Source organism: Liberibacter crescens BT-1 (genome assembly GCF_000325745.1).
Taxonomy (GTDB): domain Bacteria; phylum Pseudomonadota; class Alphaproteobacteria; order Rhizobiales; family Rhizobiaceae; genus Liberibacter; species Liberibacter crescens.
The window spans coordinates 612,580-637,759 of sequence record NC_019907.1; the positions used below are offsets into that span (position 1 = coordinate 612,580).

Sequence of the window (25,180 nt, forward strand, 5' to 3'; positions counted from 1 at the left end):
ATGCATTCTTCTTCTCTTATCGAATTTCAAAAAATATCCAAACAATACATCCAATTTGGTGAAATTATAAAAGTTCTAGATGAAGTTGATCTGGTTATCCATTCAGGAGAATTCGTATCAATTATGGGTCCAAGTGGTTCTGGAAAATCCACTTCCATGAATATTTTGGGGTGTCTTGATCGGCCTTCTGGTGGTGAATACCTTTTGCAGGGTATTCCAACATCAGGTTTATCTTCAGAGCAATTGACGTTGATGCGTCGGTATATGATTGGTTTTGTTTTCCAGAATTTTAATCTTTTACCACGTACTTCTGCTTTAGAAAATGTTCAATTACCTTTGCTTTATCGGCATAAAACGTTGGCAGAGCGGCATACACTTGCCATGGACGCTTTAGCGCGTGTTGGTTTATCAGGGCGTGAATATCATGAAACCAGTCAATTATCAGGAGGTCAGCAGCAGCGTGTTGCCATAGCTCGTGCAATTGTTACTCAGCCAATCATGCTGATTGCTGATGAACCAACAGGCAATCTGGATATGACAACAAGCAATGAGATTATGAAGCTGATTACGGAATTGAATCGTGAGAATGGAATGACAGTTATTATTGTTACCCATGGCGATACTATTGCAGCTTGTGCAGATAGGATAATCTATTCTGTAAATGGTAAATTGGTAACGAAAAACAAGGATAAAAAGCATGTTTCTTGAAACGCTCAAGCTAGCCTTGCTTGCTATTAGTCGTAATGTTTTGCGTTCCTGTTTGACTATTACTGGCATTGTTATTGGTATCGCTGCAGTAATGATCATGATGACTGTTGGTCATGGAGTTAAGCATCAGATTACGGCTAATATGGAAAAATTTGGCACGAATAAGTTATTCATTATGTTGCGTCCACATCTTCCAGGAAAATCACGTGATAACGTGCAACGTTTTTCAAATAAAGATTTTAAGGTGATTAGGAATCAGATTAGTGGTTTACGTGCTATTGCACCCACTGCAAAATCATCTCTGACAGTTGTTTATACAAATCATAATCATTTAACTGAGGTTGTTGGAGCTAATAACGAATATCTTATTGCCAATAATTTAGAGATCCTTAAAGGAAGAAAATTTCTCCAGGAAGAGGAAAGAGGCCTCAATAATGTATGTGTAATTGGTAAGACCGTTCAAGATGAGGTATTTAATGTTGAAAATCCTCTTGGTAAATACATTCGTATTGGTGGTCATACAGCATGTAATGTTATTGGCATTCTGGAAGCTAAAGGTCAGTCCCTTGAAGGGGAAGATATGGATGATGTTGTGCTCATGAATTTTAATGCTTATCAGCAAAGGATTGGTAAAAAAAATGAGATTCCGTCTATAGTTCTTTCTGTCAGGGATGGAATTTCTACTTCTAAAGTAAAGAGTGAAATCGAAATACTATTACGGGAACAACGACATATATTACCAGGGTATCCTGATAATTTTATCGTCAGGGATATGGCAGAGGTTATTTCCAGCACTCAAAATACAGTGAGTTTGCTTACTAATTTATTGAGTGCAGTTGCTGCGGTAAGTTTATTAGTCGGAGGAATTGGAATCATGAATATTGTAATGGTTTCAGTTGCAGAACGGACGCGTGAAATTGGTATTCGTCTTGCTATTGGAGCTTTAGAAAGACAAGTATTAATGCAGTTTTTGATTGAAGCTATAATATTATCAGTTTCAGGAGGGGCCATTGGAATTCTTTTAGGATTGATATTGTCTTATCTGTTTACAATTTTTATGGGTCTTCCTTTTTCTCTGGATTTTTTTACTATTCTTCTTTCGTTTGGTATCTCTTCTGCTATTGGTGTCCTGTTTGGGTATTTTCCAGCACGTAAGGCAGCGTATCTCAATCCTATAGAAGCCTTGCGTTATGAATAAGCAGCAGGATAATTATGATTATATAGCTTTAAAAGAAGCGAATTTTTTAGTGTTCAGGATTATAAGAAAGAAGAGGAAGAGATTTTGGAATGATATTACTTATCCATTTTCGGAATTCTTGAATTGGTTCTGGAGGATTATTGATGAAGGGTTCCTCTTGGAAAATCGAGGGAAAGGTCATGACAGTAACACGAGAAAAATTTTCCTTATAAAGTCGATTAGCAAGATGATAGAGGAGAGACATATCTTCCTGAAACGGAACAGGATTTCCTCCTCCTAGCAAGCAAAATGCAGTTTTTCTTGGAATAGCATTGAAAGCAGATTCGTTATTAATATCTCTAAGCATTGATATAATATCGAGCCACATAGAAATCGAAATGCTATATTCTTTATTTTCATATTGAAATTTATTATCAATGACTTGCTGATCTGAAGATGCGTCATAGAGAAAATGTTTCCATATTTCTTGATTCCTGTAGAATAATTTACTTGTTACTTGACGCATAAAATGACTGGAAACATCAGAACCTTTGAACATTTTTTCAAAATTTAGCATGAATCGCATAAAATGAGTTGTATATTTACAGGAACTTATATCTGTATTCCAGAGAGCTAACCCTGAAAAATGTCCTGGCGATGTTTGAAGGGTAGCAAGTGCTATAATGTTTCCAAAAGAATGCCCAAATAGGATAACGGGGATTCCTTCATAGGAAATATCAATTATAGCCCGTAGTGCTAAAATATCATCAATGATAGCTTTTGCACCTTTTTTGACAGAAAAATACCCAGGAGGGTTGTCAGGAGCTTTTGTTTGTCCATGGGAACGATAATCAGGAACGTAAACAGCAATCTCTGCTTCTGCGAGATAACGACCGAAGGCTTCATAATGACCAGAATGTTCTGTTAGGCTGTGACAAACTAAAACGACAGCACGAGGATTTTTATGTATTTGGTAGCAACGGTAGGCTAACTGGGCTCTTGTGGGTGTTTCTAGCCATTGTATTTGTTGTGACATTCTTGCCTTATCCTGTTTTTTCTTTCACTTATCCTCTCGGATAAAGATTAAGAGATCATAAAAAAATCTTGTCAGCAAATTATTTTTGGTAATTGCTAATTGATATTAAAGGTGATTAATAATGTTTCTTTATATGGAGTAATTATATGGCACGTAAGTTTATTTACCATATGGACGGTTTAAGTAAAGCTTACGGAAATAAGAAGGTTTTGGAAAATATTCATCTTTCTTTCTATCCGGATGCTAAAATAGGAATTCTTGGTCCTAATGGTGCTGGAAAATCGACAGTCCTGAGGATTATGGCAGGTCTTGATAAGGAATATGTTGGTGAGGCTTGGTTGGCTGAAGGGGCAACAGTTGGTTATTTGCCTCAGGAACCGCAGCTAGATATTTCTAAAACAGTTAAGGAGAATGTTCTTGAAGGTCTTGCAAGTAAGAAGGCTATTCTTGATCGCTATAATGCCTTAATGATGGATTATTCTGATGAAACAGCAGAAGAAAGTGCTAAATTGCAGGATATTATTGATAGCCAGAATCTTTGGGATTTGGATAGTCAGCTGGAAATGGCTATGGAGGCCTTACGCTGTCCGTCTGGTGATGCAGGTGTACAAGAACTTTCTGGTGGAGAAAAGCGTCGTGTAGCGTTATGCAGGTTATTGCTCTCTAAGCCTGACTTGTTATTACTTGATGAGCCTACAAATCATCTTGATGCTGAAACAATTTCCTGGTTGGAAAAATATCTGCGAGAATATTCTGGTGCTGTCTTGATGATTACCCATGATCGATATTTTCTTGATGGGGTAACAAGTTGGATTTTAGAACTTGATCGTGGTCGTGGTATTCCTTACCAAGGTAATTATTCTGCTTATTTGCAGGTAAAGGCAAAACGTATAGCTCAGGAAGGTCGCGAGGAGATTTCTCGGCAAAAAGCCTTGGAGCGTGAGCAAGAGTGGGTTGCGTCTTCTCCAAAAGCTCGACAGGCAAAATCTAAAGCTCGTATTCGTTCTTATGAAGAACTTCTTGCAGCAGCAGATGAACGTCGTCCTGGTGATGCACAAATTGTCGTTCCTATTGGAGAACGTTTAGGAAACGTGGTTATTGAAGTTCAGAATCTATCTAAGTCCTATGGTGATCGTTTATTAATTGATAATCTTTCCTTTACTTTACCACCTGGGGGTATTGTTGGTGTTATTGGTCCAAATGGTGTTGGTAAAACCACTTTATTTCGGATTATTACTGGCTATGAGCAGCCAGATTCAGGCGTTATTCGAATTGGTGAAACCGTGCATCTTAGTTATGTTGATCAAGGTCGTGATGCTCTAGATCCCAATAAGACTGTATGGGAAGAAATTTCTGGTGGTAGTGATATTATCAAGCTTGGTAAATATGAAACTAATTCACGGGCTTATTGTAGTTCTTTTAACTTTAAAGGCTCAGATCAACAACAAAAAGTAGGGTTGTTATCTGGTGGTCAGCGTAATCGGGTGCATCTAGCAAAAATTCTTAAAAGTGGTGGTAATGTCATTCTTTTAGATGAACCAACTAACGATCTTGATACAGAAACACTTTCTGCTCTTGAAGATGCTTTAGAAAATTTTGCTGGTTGTGCCGTTATTATTAGTCATGATCGTATGTTTCTTGATCGATTGGCAACGCATATTCTGGCTTTTGAAGGGGATAGTCATGTTGAATGGTTTGAAGGAAATTTTGCTGATTACGAAAAAGATAAAACCCGGCGTCTAGGTGCTGATGCGGTCAATCCAAAGCGTGTGACCTATAAACCGTTGACAAGGTCATAAAGTTTTTTCTTTTACAGAAATTCTTTAAGAGAATTCAAGCAGATTTTTTATCTGCTTGAATGGCTTTTTATGGGATGTTGGCTTATGTTTTTTAGATATATCAGCTTCTTTTCTTTTAAGAATCATTGCAAGGATTTTACTGCTTCCAAAACGGCTTGTGTGTGTCCTGGAACTTTAACATTTTCCCAGATCTTGCGAAGAATACCATTTTTATCAATCAGAAAAGTTGTTCGTTCTACTCCCATGAATTTTTTTCCATACATACTTCTTTCTTTCCAGACACCATAAGCCTTGACTACGGTTTTTTCTTCATCAGAAGCAAGAAGTATTGATAGGTTATGTTTTTTACAAAATTTTTCATGACTCGTGACACTATCCGGTGATATGCCAATAATTGTTGCTTCTGCTTTTTGAAATTCGTTTTTCAAGGCTGTAAAATTTATTGCTTCCATTGTACATCCGCTAGTATCATCTTTGGGATAAAAATACAAAACTACTTTTGAATTTTTTAGTTTAGCCAGACTGATACGTTCACCATTATTGCAGGGTAGATCAAAATCAGGAGCAGGAGAATCTATGCTAAGAGCATTCATGTTAACAATCCTTTCTTTTCGATACAGAATAATACCGTAATGAGCATGAAATTATTATAATTTAGATATTTTATCAGAATAAAAAAGCCTAACTGTAACCTATTTTATTGAATCATTAATGAAACTATAGATTTTAAACCTTTAAAGAGAGCATTGCTATGTTTTTAGAGAAACATGTCTTAAATTTATAGTTTATTTTTCTTGATCTATTTTTGGGGTTTTTCTGCCTTAAAATAGGCATATGATACTAAGAAATTCAGGTAATAAACTTTCTTCTAATGAAATAAAATCATTACAAGCTCAGATATATTCAGTTTTTCATTTATAAAAAAGAACTTATAAATTGATATTTATAGCTATGTAGTAGGAGTGATCATTGCCCGAAGCCGAATCTCGAAAAATGAATACTGTATTTTCTTCTAGTCTTCGCTATAATAGCTTTTCATTGATGTTTAGAGTTTCTTTTTTGATAGCAATAATGTTGCTTTTTATTCTTATTGGTTTGTTTTGTATTTTCAACCTTCAGATGTTTAATCAGAAAATTAAAGCACATATTACCAATGTATTGAATCAAACTTTTTCTCAGCAATACCATGTTAAAATTGGCTCAAGTCTTGTTAATTTTGATTCCAGAGGTCAATTAGGAGTAGAAATCAAAGACTTTAAATTAATATCAATTAATCATTCAATACCGTGTGATATTAAAAATATAAGAATAAGCTTTAATCCTTGGTATTTTTTGGTAGGTTCGGTTGCTATTACTAAGGTGGATGTTTCTGGTCTTGTATTCAAACAAAAATTACAGGAAAAAGAGCCATTCTTTGGTTTTTCTCGTTGGCGAGTTGATGCTTTCCCTGATTATATAGAGTGTATTTTTAAATTTTTTGATAAATTTTCAGTATTCGTAGCTCAAGATGCGTTAGCACGTTTAAGTGGTCTTTCTTTTACTATTGTTGATGATCAACATCGATCATCGCCTTTTGTTATCAGAATTGAAAATCTACTTATATACGATCAAAAAGCCAGTTCAATGTTGATAGAAAGTAATATTCTATTAAATAGAAAAAAAGTACATTTAATGTTGGTTGCTAATAAGCAAAATAGTAAGATTATGTCTTTTAAGGGTACTCTTTCTGATGTTCCTTTGCGCCAGTTGACGCTTGAATATAATCACAATCATGGATTAGACGCTGATTCTGTTATTACCTTTTCTGTACAGCGTGCTAATCATAAAAAAAAACCATCCTTTTCAACCATAATCAATGTTCATGAAGGTACAATGTATTATTATGGGATTTCTGAAAAGCTGAGATCTGCACGTCTTGAATTAGAATATGATAATAATCGTCATGCGATGAATATCAGACCATCAATTATTCTTCTAAGCAACCTATCTTTGCCTTTCAGTGGGTTACTTATTGATCTTGAGCGCCTTGATTCTAAAGTGAAGCATAAATTCAATGAAGGCATAGGTATTGATATTTTGCTCAAGGGGGGACAGTTTAAAGAAAAAGCTTTAGATCAGGATTCATTGATTTTTGATGTAAAGGTTTCTGGAGAATATTCTCCTGTTGAAAAGGAACTTTATATGGATAATTTAGACTTATCCAGTCCATTGGGCGCTATATTTGGTTCATTAAAAATCCGTTATGATCAGAAAAATTCTCCAGAAATTTCTTTTGGTGGGCATGCAGAGAGTATAAAAACTGCAGCCATAAAACAGTTCTGGCCATTCTGGGTTACTCCTGATGTACATAACTGGGTTGAACAGAATCTTTATGGAGGAACTGTTTCTGATGCTTCTATCTCTATTTTTATTGCTCAGGGACGATTAAACAACAAATCATTCAGCGAATTACAATTTACACCACAAGAATTAAAAATCAGTTTTGATATAGAAAAAACAAGTCTAAATATAATTAAAGATATACCACCACTAAAAGATACTATTGCGCATTTTGATCTTTTAGGATCCGTTGTTAATATTAATATTAAGAAAGGCACGGCTTATTTCCTTTCAGGACATAATATTTCTTTAGTTGGGGGATCTTTTGTTATGCCTTCTATCTATGAAAAACCGTTAATGTCAGAGATTCGATTTTCTCTCTCAGGAGATGTTGATACCATGTCAGAGCTTCTTTCTTACAAGCCTTTCCAGAGGTATCAAGGTCGTTATGGTTTCAAAAATATTTCTGGACATATTGAGGCAGACATAGAGGCACGGGTTTATCTTGCTGATCAATCTTTATTAGAAAAATCAACTTATAAAGTCAATTTTCAGCTTCATGATGTTCAATTATTACAGTTTCCTTGGTTGCCTCTTACACAATTGAAAGGATCTTTTAACGGGGATTCAAGAATTATACACCTTAATGCTACAGGAAAAATAAACAAGATAGATTCTGAAATTTCAATAGATGAACCTATTGATAATGATTATTCAAAAAAACGAATAATCTTGTTAACAATCAGATCAAGAAATAACAGGAAAAAGAATGTTTTTGAGGATATAAAAAATTATATTGGCGGATCTATGAAAATAGAAATGCAGAATATAGATGAAAAACGGCAGAAAGTAAATATTGATCTTATCCGTGCAACAATGTTTATTCCTTGGTTTGGTTGGTATAAACCTTTTGGTCGGTCTGCTCATCTTGTATTTGATTTGATGAACGATTCTGCAATACAATTAAGTAATATACGTTTTGAAAGTGGAGGAGCAATTGCTCTTGGAGATATAAGCTTTGATAACAAAAAAATGTTAGTTATGAAGTTTTCTAAGCTACGTTTTTCATCAGAGGATAATTTTTCTTTAAATCTTAATCAGAGTAAACAAGGATGGGATATAATCTTAAACGGTAAAGCACTGGATGTAAGGTCTTTAGTTAATCAACTACGTTATAAGAAAAATAATGATTTTCAAGATTATGCATCTGTAGCCCTGCATATTAATATTGATAAGGTAATTGGTTTTAATGATCAATTTTTAAATAGTTTTCGTGGTTCTCTAGTCATGAATAAAGGAATTTTTCTCAAGGCTGGTTTTTCCAGTAATATGCAGAACGGTAAACTTGTTACAGCTAATAAAGAAAAGGATCAAAAAACATTAATTATTAACAGCAATGATGCAGGAATCCTTGCAAAGTTTTTTGATTGTTATCGGAGGATGAAAGGGGGAAGCCTTGATTTAAGAGTTGATATTGAAAGTAGAAAACAAATAAATGGACAGTTAGAGGTAAGCAATTTTTCATTGGTTGATGAAAAAAATCTGCAATTTCTTGTTTCTGTACCTGTAGATCAGAATGGTCGTAGTCTTAATGGTGCTGTCAAACGAGATATTAATATTAGCTCAGGTGATTTTCAGAAATTTTTTGTTAATTTTAATGCTGGTGAAGGCAATGTTATTATTAAAAATGGTATACTACGAGGTTCTCTTGTAGGGGCAAGTTTTCAAGGAACCTTGAGAGATGTCAGTAATAAAATAGATATGACAGGAACTTTTATGCCTATTTATGGGCTCAACCAATTATTTTCTAAAGTTCCTTTAATCGGTACCATTCTTGGAAATGGTCAGGATCATGGTCTCATAGGGATAACATTTAAGTTATCTGGAGATTCTGATTTGCCAAAATTATCTGTTAATCCTTTGTCATTAATAGCACCTGGAGTTTTCAGAAAAATTTTTGCATATCAATAGAAAATTTCCTTGAAAAATTTTTTAGTATCTGAGCTTAATAAAAATTAATGATAACGTGGTGTTTTTTTCCAACCGATAGTTTAATGGTTTCTTTAGGATTATAATTATCAGGCCCAAGGCAAAGTCGATCATCAACAATAAGCTGGTCATTTATTTTTACAGCATTGCTTTTTACCTGTCGACGTGCTTCATTATTTGAAGGCGCTAATCCTGATCTAACAATGAGATTTAGAAGTCCTATCCCAACGTTAAACTCATCCATGGGAATATTAATGGTGGGTAACCCATGAGAAAGAGTACCTTCTTCGAAGACTTTAAAAGCAGCTTCCGCAGCTTGTTCAGCCATCTTCCGCCCATGGACTTTAGCGGTAATCTCTGTTGCTAGAATTTTCTTTGCTTCGTTTATTTCTGAGCCTTTTAATTTTGAAAGTCTGTTAATTTCTTCCAGAGATAAAGTGGTAAATACTTTTAGGAAACGAGCAACATCGGCATCATCCGTATTACGCCAATATTGCCAAAAGTCGTATATAGAAGTCAGATCCTGGTCGAGCCATATTGTTCCTGAGTCTGTTTTGCCCATTTTTTTACCACTTGAGGTAACAAGCAATGGTGAAGTTAAGGCAAAAAGCTGCGAAAGCCCTAGACGATGACCAAGATCAACACCATTAATGATATTTCCCCATTGATCTGATCCTCCCATTTGCAAACGACAGTCATATCGTTTAGCAAGTTCTACAAAATCATAAGCTTGCAGAATCATATAGTTGAATTCTAAAAAAGATAATGATTGTTCACGTTGAAGACGTAATTTCACAGAATCAAAAGACAGCATGCGGTTTATAGAAAAATGACAACCAATGTCTCGCAGAAAGTCAAGATATTTTATAGGTGTTAGCCATTCAATATTATTGACCATCAGGGCATCAGTAGCGCCGTCGCCATATTGTAGGAATTGTGAGAAAATACGCTGGATAGAGGAAATATTACTTTGGACAGTATTAACTGTTAACAATTGGCGTGCTTCGTCTTTAAAAGACGGATCACCTATCAGGCCAGTGCCTCCTCCCATTAGTGAAATCGGTTTATGGCCTGTTGTTTGTAACCAATAGAGCATCATTAATTGCATCATATGTCCAACATGCAAGGAAGACGCCGTTGGATCATAGCCTATATAGGCAGTCATGCGTGTTGTATATAAAAGCTTATCAAGTTCCTGTTCATGAGAAATTTGATGTATAAATCCTCGTTCACAAAGAATTTTTAAAAAATCCGATTTTAATTCATACATTATCGTACCTTTTTAAGAAGATTATCAATAATAAATTATAATTCAGTAACAAAGCCTTTCAGTTAGAAAAACTTTATTTAGCCAGAGCTTAGGTTGCTTCTATTTATAGTAGAAAATATACTATATCTTGGCATTATTTATAATCTTTGATATATAACTTTGGGAGGATTTAATTTTAAAAAGTTATATACATAATAACGGGCAATATCAAGATATTCATGAATAGCGATATCTGTCAGAGTAAAATTATAAGATATGGGAATAGGCGTCATAACCACATTTAGAAAGTCACCGTGCATTGCTGTAGCATGAATTCCGAAGTGTTTAAAGTACAATTGACTGCGTTTTAAATGCACAGCTGATGATACTAAAATTATCAAATCTGAGCGATCCTCTTGTAAGATATTGCTAACAAATTGAGCATTTTGAAAAGTATTTAAACTTTTCTCTTCGATTTTTATGTCATCAGGGTTAAGACCCATTTCTACCAGCGTATTACGATAAATCATTGATTCAGAAAACCCGTTTTTCTGAGGATCACCACCGATGATAATAATCTTGCAATCGGATTTTAAATTTTTACAGCTTTTATAAAGCTTTTCAGCTTCAACTATGCGTCCGTAGGCAAAAATTGATGGTTCAAGATTGATAGTGGAAAGATTCTTTACAACTGTTGTACCAGCACCTAATACAATGATCTTGTTATGATCTCTCCATTCATCTTTTGGCTGTATACGATAATAGGATTGTAATTTATTAAGAAGAAAACTTGGTATAGGGCCGCAACCAATTGCGAAAAAAAAGATAAAGAAACAGGTATAAAATAAATAACTGACCTTATAGTATTTAAGGTACCTTAAAGCAATAGGACAAATAAGCAGGAATAACATTATACTAAGAATCATCAATATCTCCATAAATTACATATACTCTATATAAAATAAGGAAATTTGATTCAAGATGATGTTGATTTGGCGTGGTTATTTTGTTTTTATCAAAAAAACCTTCTCTGACTGGAAACCCGAGCTATAGGAGGAAATAATAAGGCATCGTCAGAGAAGGCAAGATATTTAATCAAGGAGATATCCATCTTAAATACCTACTTTAATTGTGTTGGATAAAAGTAAATATAGGCTTTAAAAAAATAGAAAGTTTATTCTTAAATCAAATATTTTAAAAATAACTCATCGAAATAAAAAAGAATCTCAAAGATGTTGATATCTTTGAGCTTCTTTTTTATGAGTTTTTATATAAAGAAACAATATTAGAATTTCACTCCTAATCCAGCTGTCACCAAGTGACTCTTAGGATTGATTCTCATATGGATATCTTGGTTTATATCGAAATTTTTTCCTTGGAAGGGAGTATATCGGTATCCAACACGTGTAAATACACTATCAGTGATAGCATAATCTATCCCTCCTCCAAACGTAACAGAGTTAAAGGCATTATTCTTGGTAATTGAACTTGCTCCCAATGGTCCTGCACTTCCTTCTGTTGAAGTAGTCATTACTGCCCATCCTACTGTTCCGTAAATTAAAGCTTTATCAAAAGCATAACCGGCACGTAGCCTTGCAGAGGCACTAATTTTATTTTTTGTTTTTACATTAAAAGCATTATTAAGCCAAAATTGAGAATTGGCCTTGTTCCAAGAATAGGCTACGTCACCTTCTACACCATATACAATATTGTTGCTTTGCAAATTAAATCCGCCAAAACCACCCAAAACAGGAGCGTTTTTACTTATTGTATTAGAATAGTTGTTATTCATACCCTGTCCTGTATAGTTTAACATGTTTTCATATTTGAAAAAATTTACTCCTGTATTAACACCGAAATATGGTCCTGACCATAGCTGTTTATCACTGAAATTGCTTCCAGAATTATTGGGAGAAGCAGGTACATCACTATAATTAACTGCATCTGCTGCAATTGCAGATATTGATGAAGTTAATAAAAATAGTATAAAAATTAATTTTTGCATTTTGTGATTCCTCAGTTACAGGTTTTCCCGCATCCGTTTTACCACATCCTTGTACATTTACTTAACATGCACATGTCAATCATGACATGTATTGCATATAAAAATCTATAGTTTTTATACAACAAAGTAAACTTTTTAATTTTAAAAAGTAATAAATCATTAAGTTTATAATAAAAGGTCTTTTGGAATGGAAGATTAAGAGGACAAATCAGGAATAGAAAAAACTTGTCGAATAATTTCTTTGATTTTTATAGATTTTATATACGGTATTGATTGAAGCATAGGTAATCAAGAACATGCAATAAGAATAAACTAAAAAACTTTTTTAAGTTATTATCAAAAAATAATGAATAAAAAGGATCGTCCTAAATAAAAATTAAAAGATTAAATGGCGTATCATGAAAAATGATACAATTGTAATGATAAAAAACAATATCAGAATACCACCGCCTATCTGAAACATGGTAAACATTTGGGAGATTTTCTCATTTAATTCGACAATGTCTTGATGGAGATTAGCTTTTATTTCAGAAATGTCCTGATTGACTTTATTACTTGTGCTTGTTATTTCTTCGCTAATCTTGTTGCTTATAGCATCAATTTCCTTGCTGAGAGTGACATTAATATTATCAATCTCCTGGCTCAACTTGCTGCTTATATTTGTTATATCCTGACTAAAACTTGTTTTTGAAGAATTTATTCCTTGAGTAAACTTGTTATTCACAGTCGCTATTTCTTGCAAGAGATTAGCACTGACTGCTGTTATATCCTGGCGGAAATTCATTTTCATCGCCGAGATATCTTGATTCAGTCTTGTATTGACACCATTAATTTCAGAAATTTCCTTACTTAAATTACTATTCAGTACAGCATTCAGGCTGAGATTGACGGCAGTTATTTCTATCCTAAGATCATTGACCGCATTGGAAACATCATCTTTTGTTGCCAAATATTTAAATGCCTCTTTAATGGCACTAGGAGCTTCTTTCGTTTCGCTTTTTCTAACAAAAGTTGACGATGAGTTCATTTTTAAAGCATCCACGCTGCTTTCTTCAGAATTATTGTTTCTAAGAAATGTTGACAATGAGTTCATGGGTAAAACATCTTATATTTGTAATTAAGACACAAGAAAAGCAACTTAATGTATAAAATTTCGATAAATAAAGTTAATTTTAAACATCCATAGATTTATTCGTTCTTTCTAGTGGTGCTAAACATCTTTTATTTTGTCGATAGAGTAATAATGTTAACTAGAAGAAATTGTCAAAAAATAGATACGAGTATTTATTTATGAAATTTTTCATAACTTGATGTTTTATTCTTGAAGAAAAAAGAAAATTCTTTCAATTCATGAAGATTCATGGGAAGAAAAAGTAATTACCTACTGTCAAAAATTTTAGAAACAGCAGATAATGATATCGTTATGCATACGTATTCTTGTTAAGGATTAAAGACCCACGAAGGGTTTTTTGTACAAAAACAAATTGATCATCCTTACAAAAACCTTTTTCAAAGATAGTGAAAGAAGTAGGATCAAAATTTTTACAAGATTCATGAAAGTATCATAAAACATGAAAAAACAAGTGGTTATTCCAAAGAATATCAATTTGTGTTCAGAGTATACCTCTCCAGAGTTTATCCATTTACGGGTTCATTCAGCCTATTCTTTGTTAGAAGGCGCTTTACCTCTTGAAAAAATTCTTGAACAGGCTGTTGAAGACCAACAGCCTGCAATTGCTGTTACAGATACCAACAATCTTTTTGCTGCCATGGAATTTTCACAGGTAGCATTTGCATACGGAGTACAGCCATTAATAGGGTGTCAAATTGATCTGGATATACAAGATAAATTCGAAGAAGAACGTCACAAAAAATCTTCTCTCGTTCAGTTTCCATCTATTGTGCTGTTCGCAGCCAATGAGCAAGGTAATGAACACCTGGTCGATTTAGTGAGTCGAATGTATCTTCAAAAACAGGAACAGAAAGCTATTCATGTATGCTGCTCCTGGTTAGAGGAACAGGGTACAGAAGGGCTTATTGCCTTGACGGGTTCTGTTACTGGTCCTGTAGATATGGCTTTAAAGGAGGGTCATGCTCATATAGCAGAAGAACGATTACTGATATTGCAGAAGCTTTTCGGTGATCGTTTGTATTTAGAATTACAACGCCATGGAAATTATGATCGTTATCATGAAGCAAAAATGGTGAAGCTGGCATATGACTATGATATACCACTAGTAGCAACAAATAATGCTTTTTTTCTATCCCGTGATGATTATGAAGCGCATGATGTTCTGATGGCTGTTGCCTATTCAACAGTTGTTGCAGAAGATGATCGTCCGCGAATGACTCCTGAACATTATCTGAAGCGGCGCTCTGAAATGGTGAGACTTTTTTCTGATCTTCCTGAAGCATTAGAAAATACCGTAGAAGTTGCAAGACGTTGTTCATTTGTTTTAGAAACGCGCGCACCTATTTTGCCACGTTTTTTAGAGACAGGTAAGGGGGGGACGAGTGTTGAAGAAGCAGAAGCACAAGAATTATATACGCAAGCTGTTGAAGGATTAGAGACACGTTTATCCTGTTCAGGGATGTCTGCAGGTTATTCCAAAGAAGAATATTCAAAACGGTTAACTTTTGAACTTGATGTTATCCAGAAAATGAAATTTTCTGGATATTTTTTGATTGTGGCAGATTTTATTAAATGGGCAAAAAAACATGAAATTCCTGTAGGGCCAGGACGTGGTTCCGGGGCAGGATCTCTCGTAGCATATGCTTTGACAATAACTGATGTTGATCCTTTGCGTTTTGCTTTATTTTTTGAGCGATTTTTGAATCCAGATCGTATGTCTATGCCTGATTTTGATATTGATTTTTGTCAGGATCGTCGTGATGAGGTTATTCGCTATGTTCAGGAGAAATATGGTCATGAACAGGTTGCCCAGATTATTACTTTTGGATCATTGCAGGCTAGGGCAGCCTTGCGTGATGTTGGGCGTGCGTTACAGATGCCGTATTCACAGGTTGATCGTATCTGCAAGTTGGTACCTAATAATCCAGCTCACCCAATGCCGTTGGCTAAGGTTATTGTTGAGGAACCACGTTTACAACAGGAGATGGAAAAAGAACCCGGCGTAGCGCGGCTTCTCGAAGTTGCCCAGAAACTTGAAGGATTATATCGCCATGCTTCAACTCATGCTGCAGGTATTGTGATTGGTGATCGTCCCTTATCAAGATTGGTGCCCATGTACCTTGATCCGCGTTCCCAGATGCCAGTGACGCAATTTAATATGAAGTGGGTTGAAAAAGCAGGACTTGTCAAATTCGATTTTCTGGGTTTGAAAACATTAACAGTGCTTAAAAAAGCGATTGATCTTGTAGCCCGGAAGGGCATCCATGTTGATTTGTTAACGATTCCTTTTGATGACCAGAAGACTTATCAACTATTGGCACGTGGTGAAACTGTGGGTGTATTCCAGGTGGAAAGTTCTGGTATGCGCAAGGCATTGATGGGAATGAATCCAGATTGTATTGAAGATATTATTGCACTAGTTTCCTTGTACCGGCCTGGTCCGATGGATAATATTGCTGTTTATAATTCTCGTAAAAATGGTCTTGATACAATAGATTCTATTCATCCATTAATTGACCCCTTGCTCAAGGAAACCCAAGGCGTGATCATTTATCAGGAACAAGTGATGCAGATTGCCCAGTCTCTTTCAGGCTATTCATTGAGTGAGGCTGATGTTTTGCGGCGAGCCATGGGTAAGAAAATTAAGAAAGAGATGGATCAACAGCAGGCACGTTTTATTAGTGGGGCAATGAAAAACAATGTTTCCAGACAACAGGCCTTAAACATTTTTGAATTATTAGCCAAATTTGCTAATTATGGTTTTAATAAATCACATGCTGCAGCGTATGCAATTATTTCCTATCAGACCGCCTGGATGAAAGCACATTATCCTGTTGAGTTTTTGGCAGCGTCGATGACCATGGATATGGGAAATATTGAAAAAATCAATGATTTCTTGCAAGATGCAGCACGCATGGGAATTAAGGTTATTCCACCTTCTTTACAGACTTCATTCAGGGAATTTGAAACAGGCCAAGATTGTATTTATTATTCTTTGGCAGCCATTAAAGGAATAGGGAGCGCAGTTGTTGAGCATATTGTTACAGTCAGAGGTAACAAGCCTTTTGAAAGCTTAGAGGATTTTTGTCTTAGAATTAGTGCCAAACAATTAAATCGCCGGATGTTGGAGAATCTTATTGTTGCGGGTGCTTTTGATTGTTTTGGACATAATCGTGAGCAGCTTGTTGCTGCCGTGGACCGTATTCATGGGTATGCATTACGTGCTGAAGAAGATCGGATCAGTGGTCAGGGAGATATTTTTACTGCTAAAAATGTTGTTGTCGAAAAGATCTCGTTGCCATCTGTTCAGTCTTGGCTTCTTTCTGAACATGCGCATCGTGAATTTCAGGTTCTTGGTTTTTATTTGACGTCACATCCTTTAGAAATTTATCAACCGATACTCGCCAAAATGCATGTTCAGACTTTTGAAAGTTTTAATAATGCTCTCAAAAAGGGTATTCGTGTTGGGCAACTAGGTGCAACAGTTGTCGCCAAAAAACAAAAGAAAAGCCGCAAAGGAAATAAATTGGGTCTTGTCTCTTTTTCTGACCTCCATAATCAGTTTGAGACGGTTTTATTCGCAGAAGCTTTTGAGAAATATTATGATCTGTTAGAGATAGGCCAATCCTTCTTTATTACATTAGAAGTAGATCCACGTTTTGAAATGGGAGGGCTTCGATTACAGGTCGCTCAGTCGCTAGAAAAAAAGTCTATGCAAATGCTCAAAGCAATTAAAATCCGCATTCGGGATCGAGCAGTACTCAATAATATTCAGAAATATCTACAGGAAGGAGAAAGAGGACAAAGCTCTGTCTTTTTATTATTTAAAAAACCGCAATATTATTGTGAAGTGGAGATAGTCTTGCCAAATAAGTATAGGGTTTCTCCTGAAATTATCTGGGCTATACAGAAGCTGGAGGGGATTGTTGATGTCATTCAGATCCTGTAAATCAAAGATGCACGCTGCTTATTTTCTGTGTTACATCGGGCGGCTGATATGCTCAGTGTGTTTTATTTTTTCTGAAAAATTATCCTTGAGGAAATGATTGATCTTTTTTGCTTACCTGTGCTAAGTGTTAAGGGTTCAGTCCTTACAGGATTTAATAATGCGTTTTTCCAATTCTTTTGTTGATGATCTTTTAGCTCGTGTTTCAATTTCCCAAGTAATTGGTAATTATGTTACCTGGGATAAAAAAAAGACCAATGTCGTACGAGGAGATTATTGGGCCTGCTGTCCTTTTCATCAAGAAAAAACACCAAGTTTTCATTGTAACAATAATAAGGGCTATTATTATTGTTTCAGTTGTCATGCGAGCGGTAATCATATTTCTTTTTTGTCGGCAATAAAGGGTTTTAGTTTTGCAGATGCTATACAACAGATTGCTGATATTGCAGGTGTTTCTGTTCCTCGTAGTGATTTACAAACACAGAAATCAAATAAGACTGAAGAAGAAACTTTAATCTCTATAATTGAGATGGCAACACTTTTTTTCCAGAATTCCTTACAAAACCAATCAGCAGAATATGCACGTGGTTATTTGAATCAACGAGGAATCAACAGTCGTTCTATTGAAATTTTCAGATTAGGGTATGCCCCGGATAATCGCCATGCCTTGACAGAATATCTTACTGAACGTGGAGTTCCCAGAGAGAAGATTGAAGCCAGTGGTCTTATTGTTCATGGATCTGATATTCCTGTTTCTTATGATCGTTTTCGGCACCGTATTATCTTTCCTATTTTTTCTGCTGCTGGCAAGGTTATTGCTTTTGGAGGACGGGCTCTTTCAAAAGATATTGCTGCTAAATATCTTAATTCGAATGAAACAATTCTCTTTCGGAAAGGAGAGTTACTTTATAATTTTTTTGGTGCGCGTAATGCTTTAAAAAGGATTCTACCTGAAGAGATTTCTAAAAGAAAAGGAGTACAACCTCAGAGTAGAGAGACAGTTGTACTCGTTGAAGGATATATGGATGTCATTAGCTTGCATCAATCAGGTATTCAGAACGTTGTTTCTCCTCTTGGAACGGCAATAACAGAACGGCAGTTGCAGTTGCTTTGGCAATTATCTTTACATCCTGTTGTTTGTTTTGATGGTGATGAAGCTGGATTTCGTGCTGCTTCTAGACTCATAGATCTGGCCTTGCCTTATTTGCAGCCAGAAAAGAGTTTATCGTTTATTATTTTGCCTAATGGAAAAGATCCGGATAGCTTTATTCGTGAAGAAGGAAAAGAGGCGTTTGAGCTTCTCATCGCGCAGGCTTTACCATTCGTTGCTATGCTTTGGCAACGAGAAACAGTTGGTGATGAGGCTAAAACTCCTGAAATGAAAGCTGCTTTGGAAACACGTCTTCAACAAGCCATTGAACGTATTAACCATAAAACATTACGGTATCATTATCTCCAGGATATTCGACAGCGTCTTTATTTTTTATTTCAGAAAAATTCCTCATATCAACACTCTCAGAAGAAGTCTCAAAGATATCATCCCTCTGCTGATCGCTTTTCTTCTGTCAAATTATTGGCCTCCGAGCGTTTGCAGAAATCAAAACTTGTACAAGGATCGAAATCGCAGCAACCTTCTTTACGTGAAACAGTTCTTCTGTTAACACTTATTAATCATCCACAACTTTTAGTAGAAGATTATGATGAGCTTTTGCAGGTTACTTATCAAAATCCTGACTTGCAGAATTTATGGTCCTGTTTGATTAGTGAATTTGTTGTAGCCCAAAGTTTTTCACATGAAAAACTTCTAGAAAAATTGCAAGAACGTGGTTTTACAGCTTTACTTCAAAGTCTTGATCAACAGATTCGGAAGGTTGGTTTGTGGTCAATTACATCTGATGCTGACCTTGTTGATGCACGTCAAGGGTACCAGCAAGCTCTTAAACTCTATAAACGTTCACGGTTCTTATATCAACAGAAAGTAGAACTTGAGAATCAGATTGCTGAAGCTACTGAAAGAGAAGAAGAAGAGCAAATTGTATCTCTTTTAAATAGGCTTAATCACATTCAGTTGGAAATTAAGAATATTGAAAATCAGGATGCTATGGTTTCTGATAGTGAGAATTTTTTATAAAAAAGCAAATTGTTTAAAAAAGCATTGCAATTCTTTAAAAATTTCTCTTGCTAACTAGCTATTGTCAGCTTATAACTGAATACCTTGCTTAGAAGCATTTTTGGCGATAAATGCAGTATTGTTATTAGTTGTGTGTTAACGCGTTTGGCAAGTAAGTTATGAGCTGTAACAGCTTTAAAAGCTCTGTGTGAACTATTGAATATTGATGTTGTATCCTTTTAGGAAGATGTAATTTTTTTGATCAGAAGTCTTTTCTTAGTTTAAATTTCTAAAATGTACAATATGCAGCCATCATAGTTTCTTGTGTAGATCTGTTTTATCTGAGAAGGATAATATAAAGGGCAATTCTAGCAATTAGGGATAAGTATTTTATGATTGATCAGTTTGATCGCAATTTGTGTATAGGTTGCTTTTACAGACATTCTCAGGAGAAAATAGCGTGTCTGAAGAGTCAAAAATAATTCATCTTTTTATCTCTTATGCTGAAAATAAAGCTATTGATGAATGGGGAATGCGGAATGCTGTTAAAAATAAAGCACAAGCTATTCGTCGTCTTTGCAGAATAGGGTTAACAGCTGTTTCTGTTATGGATTCTCTGGAAAAAAATATATCAAGTGTTGCTTTTTGTGTGAATTCTTTTATTGGTAATATTCAATCTATTAAAGATTCTGAACAGGAAGCAGGAAAAAAGAATCCTAAAATCTCAAAGCTTGTGAACGAAAATTCACTGGAATTACTCTCTAGAATAGATGAAGTTCTAAAGAGTTTGTTACCTTTAAAAGATAGGATTAGGATGGATTGTGAGCTTGGCCTTATTCAAGATAAAGAAGATGAAAAAATAAAACAGCAACTTTTTAAAGAATATCTCGAGCTTCTTGATAAAAAGGGAATAAAGTTAACAAAGCAATAAGACTTCATGAATAGCTATTTTGAGCTCTTTATATGATAAGAGATAACGTGTTGGTTAAAAAATGTAACTTCGAAGCTCTGCATATCAGAGTTTTTATGATGAAAATCAATCATCAATGGCTGGACTTACGTTTATAATATAGCTAAAAAGTTATAAAAACTTTATCAGAAAAGATACTTTATTTTATGATGACTACAGCAGTTCAGTCAGCTATTCGTAGTATTTCAATAGAGAGGAATGCTTTGCTTTCTTTAGAGTTAGCTCTAAGTCAAAAGTTAGCTCAGCCTTTTAGTAAAGCTGTTGAGATTATCAGCAAGATTAGTGGTAGGGTCATTGTTACAGGTGTAGGGAAAAGTGGTCATATTGGTGCCAAACTTGCGGCTACATTGGCCTCTACAGGTACACCCGCTTTTTTTGTTCATGCTGCAGAAGCTAATCATGGCGATCTTGGTATGATTGCTCAAGATGATGTTATTATTGCTATGTCTTGGAGTGGTGAGACTGATGAATTGAAAGCAATTCTTTGCTATTCAAAACGTTTTTCTATTCCGTTGATTGCCATTACCTCTGGTGAAAAATCAACATTAGCAGCACATGCAGATATCCTATTAATTTTGCCAAAAGAACAGGAAGCTTGTCCACATGGGCTAGCACCTACAACATCTACAATGATGCAATTAGCAATTGGTGATGCTCTCGCTGTTGCTCTCTTAGAAGCACATAATTTCAGTGCAGATGATTTTCGTGTTTTTCATCCAGGTGGTAAACTGGGTTCATTATTACGTCGTGTTGTTGATGTTATGCATAGTGGTGAACGTATTCCTCTTGTACCACTCGGTACAAAATTATCAGAAGCCATTCAGATTCTTTCAGAAAAGAAATTTGGTTGTGTAGCGATTATTAATAATCATCGTCAGCTTGTCGGCATTATGACAGAAGGAGATGTGTTTAGAAATTTTGAAAAAGATCTTACGAAATTAATTGTAGATGACCTTATGTCTAAAGATCCTAAAACAGTCATGGTGGATACTTTAGCAACAATAGCAATGAGTTTATTGCAAAAATATAATATTTCAGTTTTGATAGTTGTTGATCCTCATCGACGTCCTGTTGGAATTTTGCATTTTCTAGATCTTTTAAGAGTTGGTATTGTTTAAAGGAGTAACATATAAAACATTATCTTTGACTTCTGTTACTAATACACAGGTGTTTTTAGGAACATAAGGGCTAGAAATACGCCACATCGTTCCATCTAAAGAAATAAAGGAAGATTCTTTGTCCAGTGTTTTTGTCAGAAAAATTGTCCGACCAATAAGGCTTTCTGCTCGGCGGTTTAATAAAGGTTCATCACTTTTTTTATTATTTTTAGCCCAGTGACGGCCAATAATGGTAAGTGCAATTGATAATATAGAAAATAGCAATGTTTGTATTTGCCAATTCCAGAGGAGGGTTTCCTGTAAGAGGAGAGAAATTATTCCAACCAACACAGCTGCACATCCTGACCAAATAATAATTAAACTTGGGATTAATAACTCAACAAGTATCATTAAGAAACCAGCTACACACCACAACCAAGGTCCTGGAAGAAAACTCCACGATATTATCATATTAGTTAATTTCAGTTTGTGGTACAGAAATAGAGGGATCATGTACTTGCATTTGTGTAGAATTATGCATCCATGGATTGCGTTGTGTCCGTGGAGCAGAAGATGGGATATTATTTTGTATGTGTGATTCGTCTCTTTGTTGTTTTTTTGTTTCTTTTTTAGAATCAATATTTGTAGTACTTTGAATTTCATTCATAATTGCTGATATTCCTCCTAGTGATCCTATAATAGAAGAAAACTCCATGGGCATTAACACAAGCTTTGAATTTTGTGCTATGCCCATATTAGCTAGAGCTTGAATGTATTTTTGGGCAATAAAATAATTTAATGCTTGTATATCGCCATTAGCAATAGCATCAGAGATCATTCGTGTAGCAATAGCTTCTGCTTCTGCAAGGCGTTCACGTGCTTCAGCATCACGAAAAGCAACTTCCCGTTGACCTTCTGCCTTCAAGATAGCAGCTTGTTTCGCTCCTTCTGCTCTTAGAATTTGTGCATTACGCAAGCCTTCTGCTTCAAGGACTTGTGCTCTTTTTTCTCGCTCTGCTTTCATTTGACGCGCCATGGCTGCAATCAGATCATTGGGTGGACTGATATCCTTGATTTCTACTCGTGTAACCTTAACGCCCCAGGGTGTTACAGCTTCATCAACAGCTCTTAACAGATTTTCATTAATTGATTCGCGGTTAGAAAGGAGTTCATCAAGATCCATAGATCCCATAACAGAACGAATATTGGTCATAGTTAAATTAAGGATAGCATTTTCTAGATGATCTATTTGGTATGAAGCTTTTGCAACATTCAAAATCTGATAAAAGGCAACAGCATCACAAGAGATAGAGGCATTGTCTTTTGTGATGACTTCCTGTGTTGGTACGTTCAGGACTTTTTCCATAACATTCATTCTTTTTCCAATTCTTTCAATGATTGGAAAAATCATGTTGAAACCAGGCTCCAGAATTCGGGTATAGCGACCAAATCGTTCAACAGTGCAACGTTCACCTTGAGGGATCATTTTGATACTGATAAATAACATTAAAATGATAAAAGTAGCGGTTATAATTAATATTATGTTTATGTCAGTCATTATACTGTCCTTTTTATAAATAGGTTACGCACTGCACTGATTGGATTTCAAATCCATCCCATTAATTCACGGCGTATAATTTTTTCTAAAAGGAGTATGCCTGATATGCTGTTATTAAGGCAAGGGATATACGTAAATTTTTTACCGCCATTGTGGATAAAAATTTCACGACTTTCATTAGCAATTTCATCCAAAGTTTCTAAACAATCAGATACAAATCCAGGAGTAATCACTGCCAAGTTCTTTAATCCGTTTTTGGCGAGTTGTTGAATGGTTTGGGCCGTATAGGGAGTTAACCATTCTGAAGGTCCAAAACGAGACTGAAAAGTTATTTTGAAATATTCTGAAGAAAGTTTAAGAGCTTCTTGTAAAAGACGGCCTGTTTTTTGGCAATGGCAGTGATAGGGATCACCTTTTTGAAAATAGGATAGAGGAATACCATGGAAAGAAGCTATCAGCATTTCAGGTTCCCAGTCCATTTTTTTCATATGTGAGCGGACTGAATTCGCAAGTGCTTTAATATAGTCAGGATCATCATAATAGGGAGGAACAACCCGTATTGTTGGTTGCCAGCGCATCCGGGCCAATTTTTGAAAAGCCTTGTCTTGGACCGAGGCTGTTGTTGCTGCTGCATATTGTGGATAAAGAGGAAATAAAAGGATACGGTCGCATCCCTGATTTTTTAAACTTTCTATTTTCTCGTCTATTGAAGGTTTTCCATATCGCATCGACCATTCAACAATCAGGGAAGGGTGATCTTCCAGTTTTTTGCCAAGATCAAACGCCTGGTTGCGCGTATGCGTGAGAAGAAAGCTTTCATTTTGTTCGATATTCCAAATGCGTTTGTAGCCTTTACTCACTTTTTGAGGACGTAGATTAAGGATAATGCCAAACAGGATAGGATACCATTGCCAACGTGGTCGCTCAACAACACGTCGATCAAGTAAAAATTCCTGCAGATAACGGCGAATTGACAAAAATTTTGTGGAATCTGGTGTTCCGAGATTGACAATCAAAACACCGATTTTCCCATATTTTATATCAGGATGATTTGTAGGTAAGGATAATGATGATTTCATAAATTGATCAGTTTCAGACTTTAACAATTATTGTGGCTTTTGTTTTAAAAAAAACATGTTCCTTAAGGGTATTAAAAGTTGTTTTTATACTATAACAAACCGTATCTTTTTTCATCTTTTAATACAGAATATATTATTGACAAGGGATTCATTAATCAGAAGCCATAAAAAATATATACACTATAATTTTTTACAGATTATCTTTTTAACAAGGTTTAGTCTTCGATTTGTGATTGTGAAGGCGGTGGCATGTCAGGAGATGGAGCCGTTGGTATTCCATGTGATGATTGTGTGGTTTGTGTGGTTTGTGTACCGCTTGATAAGATTTGCGTTGTATCTTGAGACACTTGCGGTGGGTTTTGCGGAGAGGAAAGGGATAGCGGATTATTAGGTGGTGGGGTAAACTTCGAACGAGAAAGAGAAAAGTGACTATTATTTTCAGAAGTACAGCTCAATTTCTCTTCTTTTACTAGAGAACAATGAATACGTTGCAAGCTATTTCTAACTAATGATGTCATATCAATATCTACTTCTGTTGCAGAAGTTTGACGATAGAAACCTGTTGCTAATGTAGTATTGGAGCCATCAGTAGAATGAGTCTTGAAGGTTCCATCTGATTGAAAAGTAGAAATTATTCCATTTTGATCTTCCCAGATTCCTTCTATAAAGGATTTATGAACAGAAGAATGTTGTTGTAGATTATTGTTTAAAGAAGAACAAGCGGTGACTGCAAAAGCAAAAGTAGTCATCACAACACGAGTTGGTACTTTCATTTAAGCATATCCCCTTTCAAGTACTTTGTAAATTATTCCTAATAACGGAAACTATTATTAATATATATATAGTTAAAAGGAAATAATAAACTATTTTTTTAGGATGTATAGAGATTCTATGATCAAAAAGATAGGCAAAAAAATGTAAAATTTTCTATTATTCATGAAATTGATTTTATTTTTGAACATTAAATTTCATTGATCTTCTAGTTTATAAATTATTGCTTCGAACT

The 25,180-nt window shown here is 35.2% G+C and carries 18 protein-coding genes; 8 read left to right on the forward strand and 10 right to left on the reverse strand.

Annotated features, from left to right (window positions below; translation table 11 throughout):
* A complete protein-coding gene (locus tag B488_RS02745) occupies nucleotides 1–708 on the forward strand; it encodes an ABC transporter ATP-binding protein (RefSeq protein ID WP_015272983.1) in 708 nt (235 codons plus the stop codon).
* Nucleotides 698–1,906, forward strand: a complete 1,209-nt coding sequence (locus B488_RS02750) for an ABC transporter permease (protein ID WP_015272984.1) — start codon at nucleotides 698–700, stop codon at nucleotides 1,904–1,906. Before B488_RS02745 ends, B488_RS02750 begins: the two co-directional genes overlap by 11 nt.
* Before the next feature lie 46 nt (nucleotides 1,907–1,952).
* Here the strand turns inward: B488_RS02750 and B488_RS02755 are convergent, their stop codons facing one another.
* Complete coding sequence (locus B488_RS02755; protein ID WP_015272985.1) at nucleotides 1,953–2,921, reverse strand: alpha/beta hydrolase; 969 nt, start codon at nucleotides 2,919–2,921, stop codon at nucleotides 1,953–1,955.
* Nucleotides 2,922–3,067: 146 nt separating this feature from the next.
* Here B488_RS02755 and ettA point away from each other — a divergent pair, with 146 nt between their 5' ends.
* On the forward strand, nucleotides 3,068–4,720 hold the full coding sequence (gene ettA, locus B488_RS02760; protein ID WP_015272986.1) for an energy-dependent translational throttle protein EttA: 1,653 nt from the start codon (nucleotides 3,068–3,070) through the stop codon (nucleotides 4,718–4,720).
* Between the two features lie 122 nt (nucleotides 4,721–4,842).
* On the opposite strand, the gene bcp is transcribed toward ettA, so the two are convergent.
* Nucleotides 4,843–5,313 (reverse strand): thioredoxin-dependent thiol peroxidase, encoded by a 471-nt coding sequence (gene bcp / locus B488_RS02765; RefSeq protein WP_015272987.1) that lies wholly within the window; start codon nucleotides 5,311–5,313, stop codon nucleotides 4,843–4,845.
* Between the two features lie 376 nt (nucleotides 5,314–5,689).
* Between bcp and B488_RS02770 the strand changes: the two genes are divergently transcribed.
* Entirely contained in the window at nucleotides 5,690–9,010 is a 3,321-nt protein-coding gene (locus tag B488_RS02770; RefSeq protein ID WP_015272988.1) for a DUF3971 domain-containing protein, read from the forward strand.
* A 34-nt stretch (nucleotides 9,011–9,044) separates the two neighbouring features.
* On the opposite strand, the gene tyrS is transcribed toward B488_RS02770, so the two are convergent.
* The 4 genes from tyrS to B488_RS02790 form a co-directional block, all read right to left on the reverse strand.
* On the reverse strand, nucleotides 9,045–10,298 hold the full coding sequence (gene tyrS / locus B488_RS02775) for a tyrosine--tRNA ligase (RefSeq protein ID WP_015272989.1): 1,254 nt from the start codon (nucleotides 10,296–10,298) through the stop codon (nucleotides 9,045–9,047).
* 137 nt (nucleotides 10,299–10,435) lie between these two features.
* Nucleotides 10,436–11,203, reverse strand: coding sequence for a YdcF family protein (locus B488_RS02780; protein ID WP_015272990.1), 768 nt, complete (start codon nucleotides 11,201–11,203; stop codon nucleotides 10,436–10,438).
* 359 nt (nucleotides 11,204–11,562) lie between these two features.
* Nucleotides 11,563–12,282 (reverse strand): outer membrane protein, encoded by a 720-nt coding sequence (locus tag B488_RS06830; protein WP_015272991.1) that lies wholly within the window; start codon nucleotides 12,280–12,282, stop codon nucleotides 11,563–11,565.
* 376 nt (nucleotides 12,283–12,658) lie between these two features.
* Nucleotides 12,659–13,375, reverse strand: a complete 717-nt coding sequence (locus B488_RS02790) for a hypothetical protein (RefSeq protein WP_015272992.1) — start codon at nucleotides 13,373–13,375, stop codon at nucleotides 12,659–12,661.
* Nucleotides 13,376–13,853: 478 nt separating this feature from the next.
* On the opposite strand from B488_RS02790, the gene dnaE reads away from it, so the two are divergent.
* The 4 genes from dnaE to B488_RS02810 all read left to right on the forward strand — a co-directional run bounded on the left by dnaE (nucleotide 13,854) and on the right by B488_RS02810 (nucleotide 21,558).
* Nucleotides 13,854–17,363 (forward strand): DNA polymerase III subunit alpha, encoded by a 3,510-nt coding sequence (dnaE, locus tag B488_RS02795; RefSeq protein ID WP_015272993.1) that lies wholly within the window; start codon nucleotides 13,854–13,856, stop codon nucleotides 17,361–17,363.
* Between the two features lie 157 nt (nucleotides 17,364–17,520).
* Nucleotides 17,521–19,491 carry a DNA primase gene (dnaG, locus tag B488_RS02800; protein ID WP_015272994.1) on the forward strand — a complete coding sequence of 657 codons (1,971 nt, stop codon included), beginning with the start codon at nucleotides 17,521–17,523 and terminating at the stop codon, nucleotides 19,489–19,491.
* Nucleotides 19,492–19,930: 439 nt separating this feature from the next.
* Nucleotides 19,931–20,401, forward strand: coding sequence for a hypothetical protein (locus B488_RS02805; protein WP_015272995.1), 471 nt, complete (start codon nucleotides 19,931–19,933; stop codon nucleotides 20,399–20,401).
* 185 nt (nucleotides 20,402–20,586) lie between these two features.
* Nucleotides 20,587–21,558 (forward strand): KpsF/GutQ family sugar-phosphate isomerase, encoded by a 972-nt coding sequence (locus B488_RS02810; RefSeq protein ID WP_015272996.1) that lies wholly within the window; start codon nucleotides 20,587–20,589, stop codon nucleotides 21,556–21,558.
* Here the strand turns inward: B488_RS02810 and B488_RS02815 are convergent.
* From B488_RS02815 to omp10, 4 genes are all read right to left on the reverse strand, one after another.
* Complete coding sequence (locus tag B488_RS02815; protein ID WP_015272997.1) at nucleotides 21,538–22,008, reverse strand: NfeD family protein; 471 nt, start codon at nucleotides 22,006–22,008, stop codon at nucleotides 21,538–21,540. The two genes, B488_RS02810 and B488_RS02815, sit on opposite strands and share 21 nt — an antisense overlap.
* Nucleotide 22,009: 1 nt before the next feature.
* Entirely contained in the window at nucleotides 22,010–23,095 is a 1,086-nt protein-coding gene (locus tag B488_RS02820; protein WP_015272998.1) for an SPFH domain-containing protein, read from the reverse strand.
* A gap of 47 nt (nucleotides 23,096–23,142) precedes the next feature.
* Nucleotides 23,143–24,174 carry a ferrochelatase gene (gene hemH, locus B488_RS02825; RefSeq protein WP_041771052.1) on the reverse strand — a complete coding sequence of 344 codons (1,032 nt, stop codon included), beginning with the start codon at nucleotides 24,172–24,174 and terminating at the stop codon, nucleotides 23,143–23,145.
* Nucleotides 24,175–24,389: 215 nt separating this feature from the next.
* The gene (gene omp10 / locus B488_RS02830; RefSeq protein ID WP_015273000.1) at nucleotides 24,390–24,947 is read right to left on the reverse strand and encodes an outer membrane lipoprotein Omp10; all 558 of its coding nucleotides are present in this window, start codon (nucleotides 24,945–24,947) and stop codon (nucleotides 24,390–24,392) included.
* Between the last annotated feature and the right edge of the window lie 233 nt (nucleotides 24,948–25,180).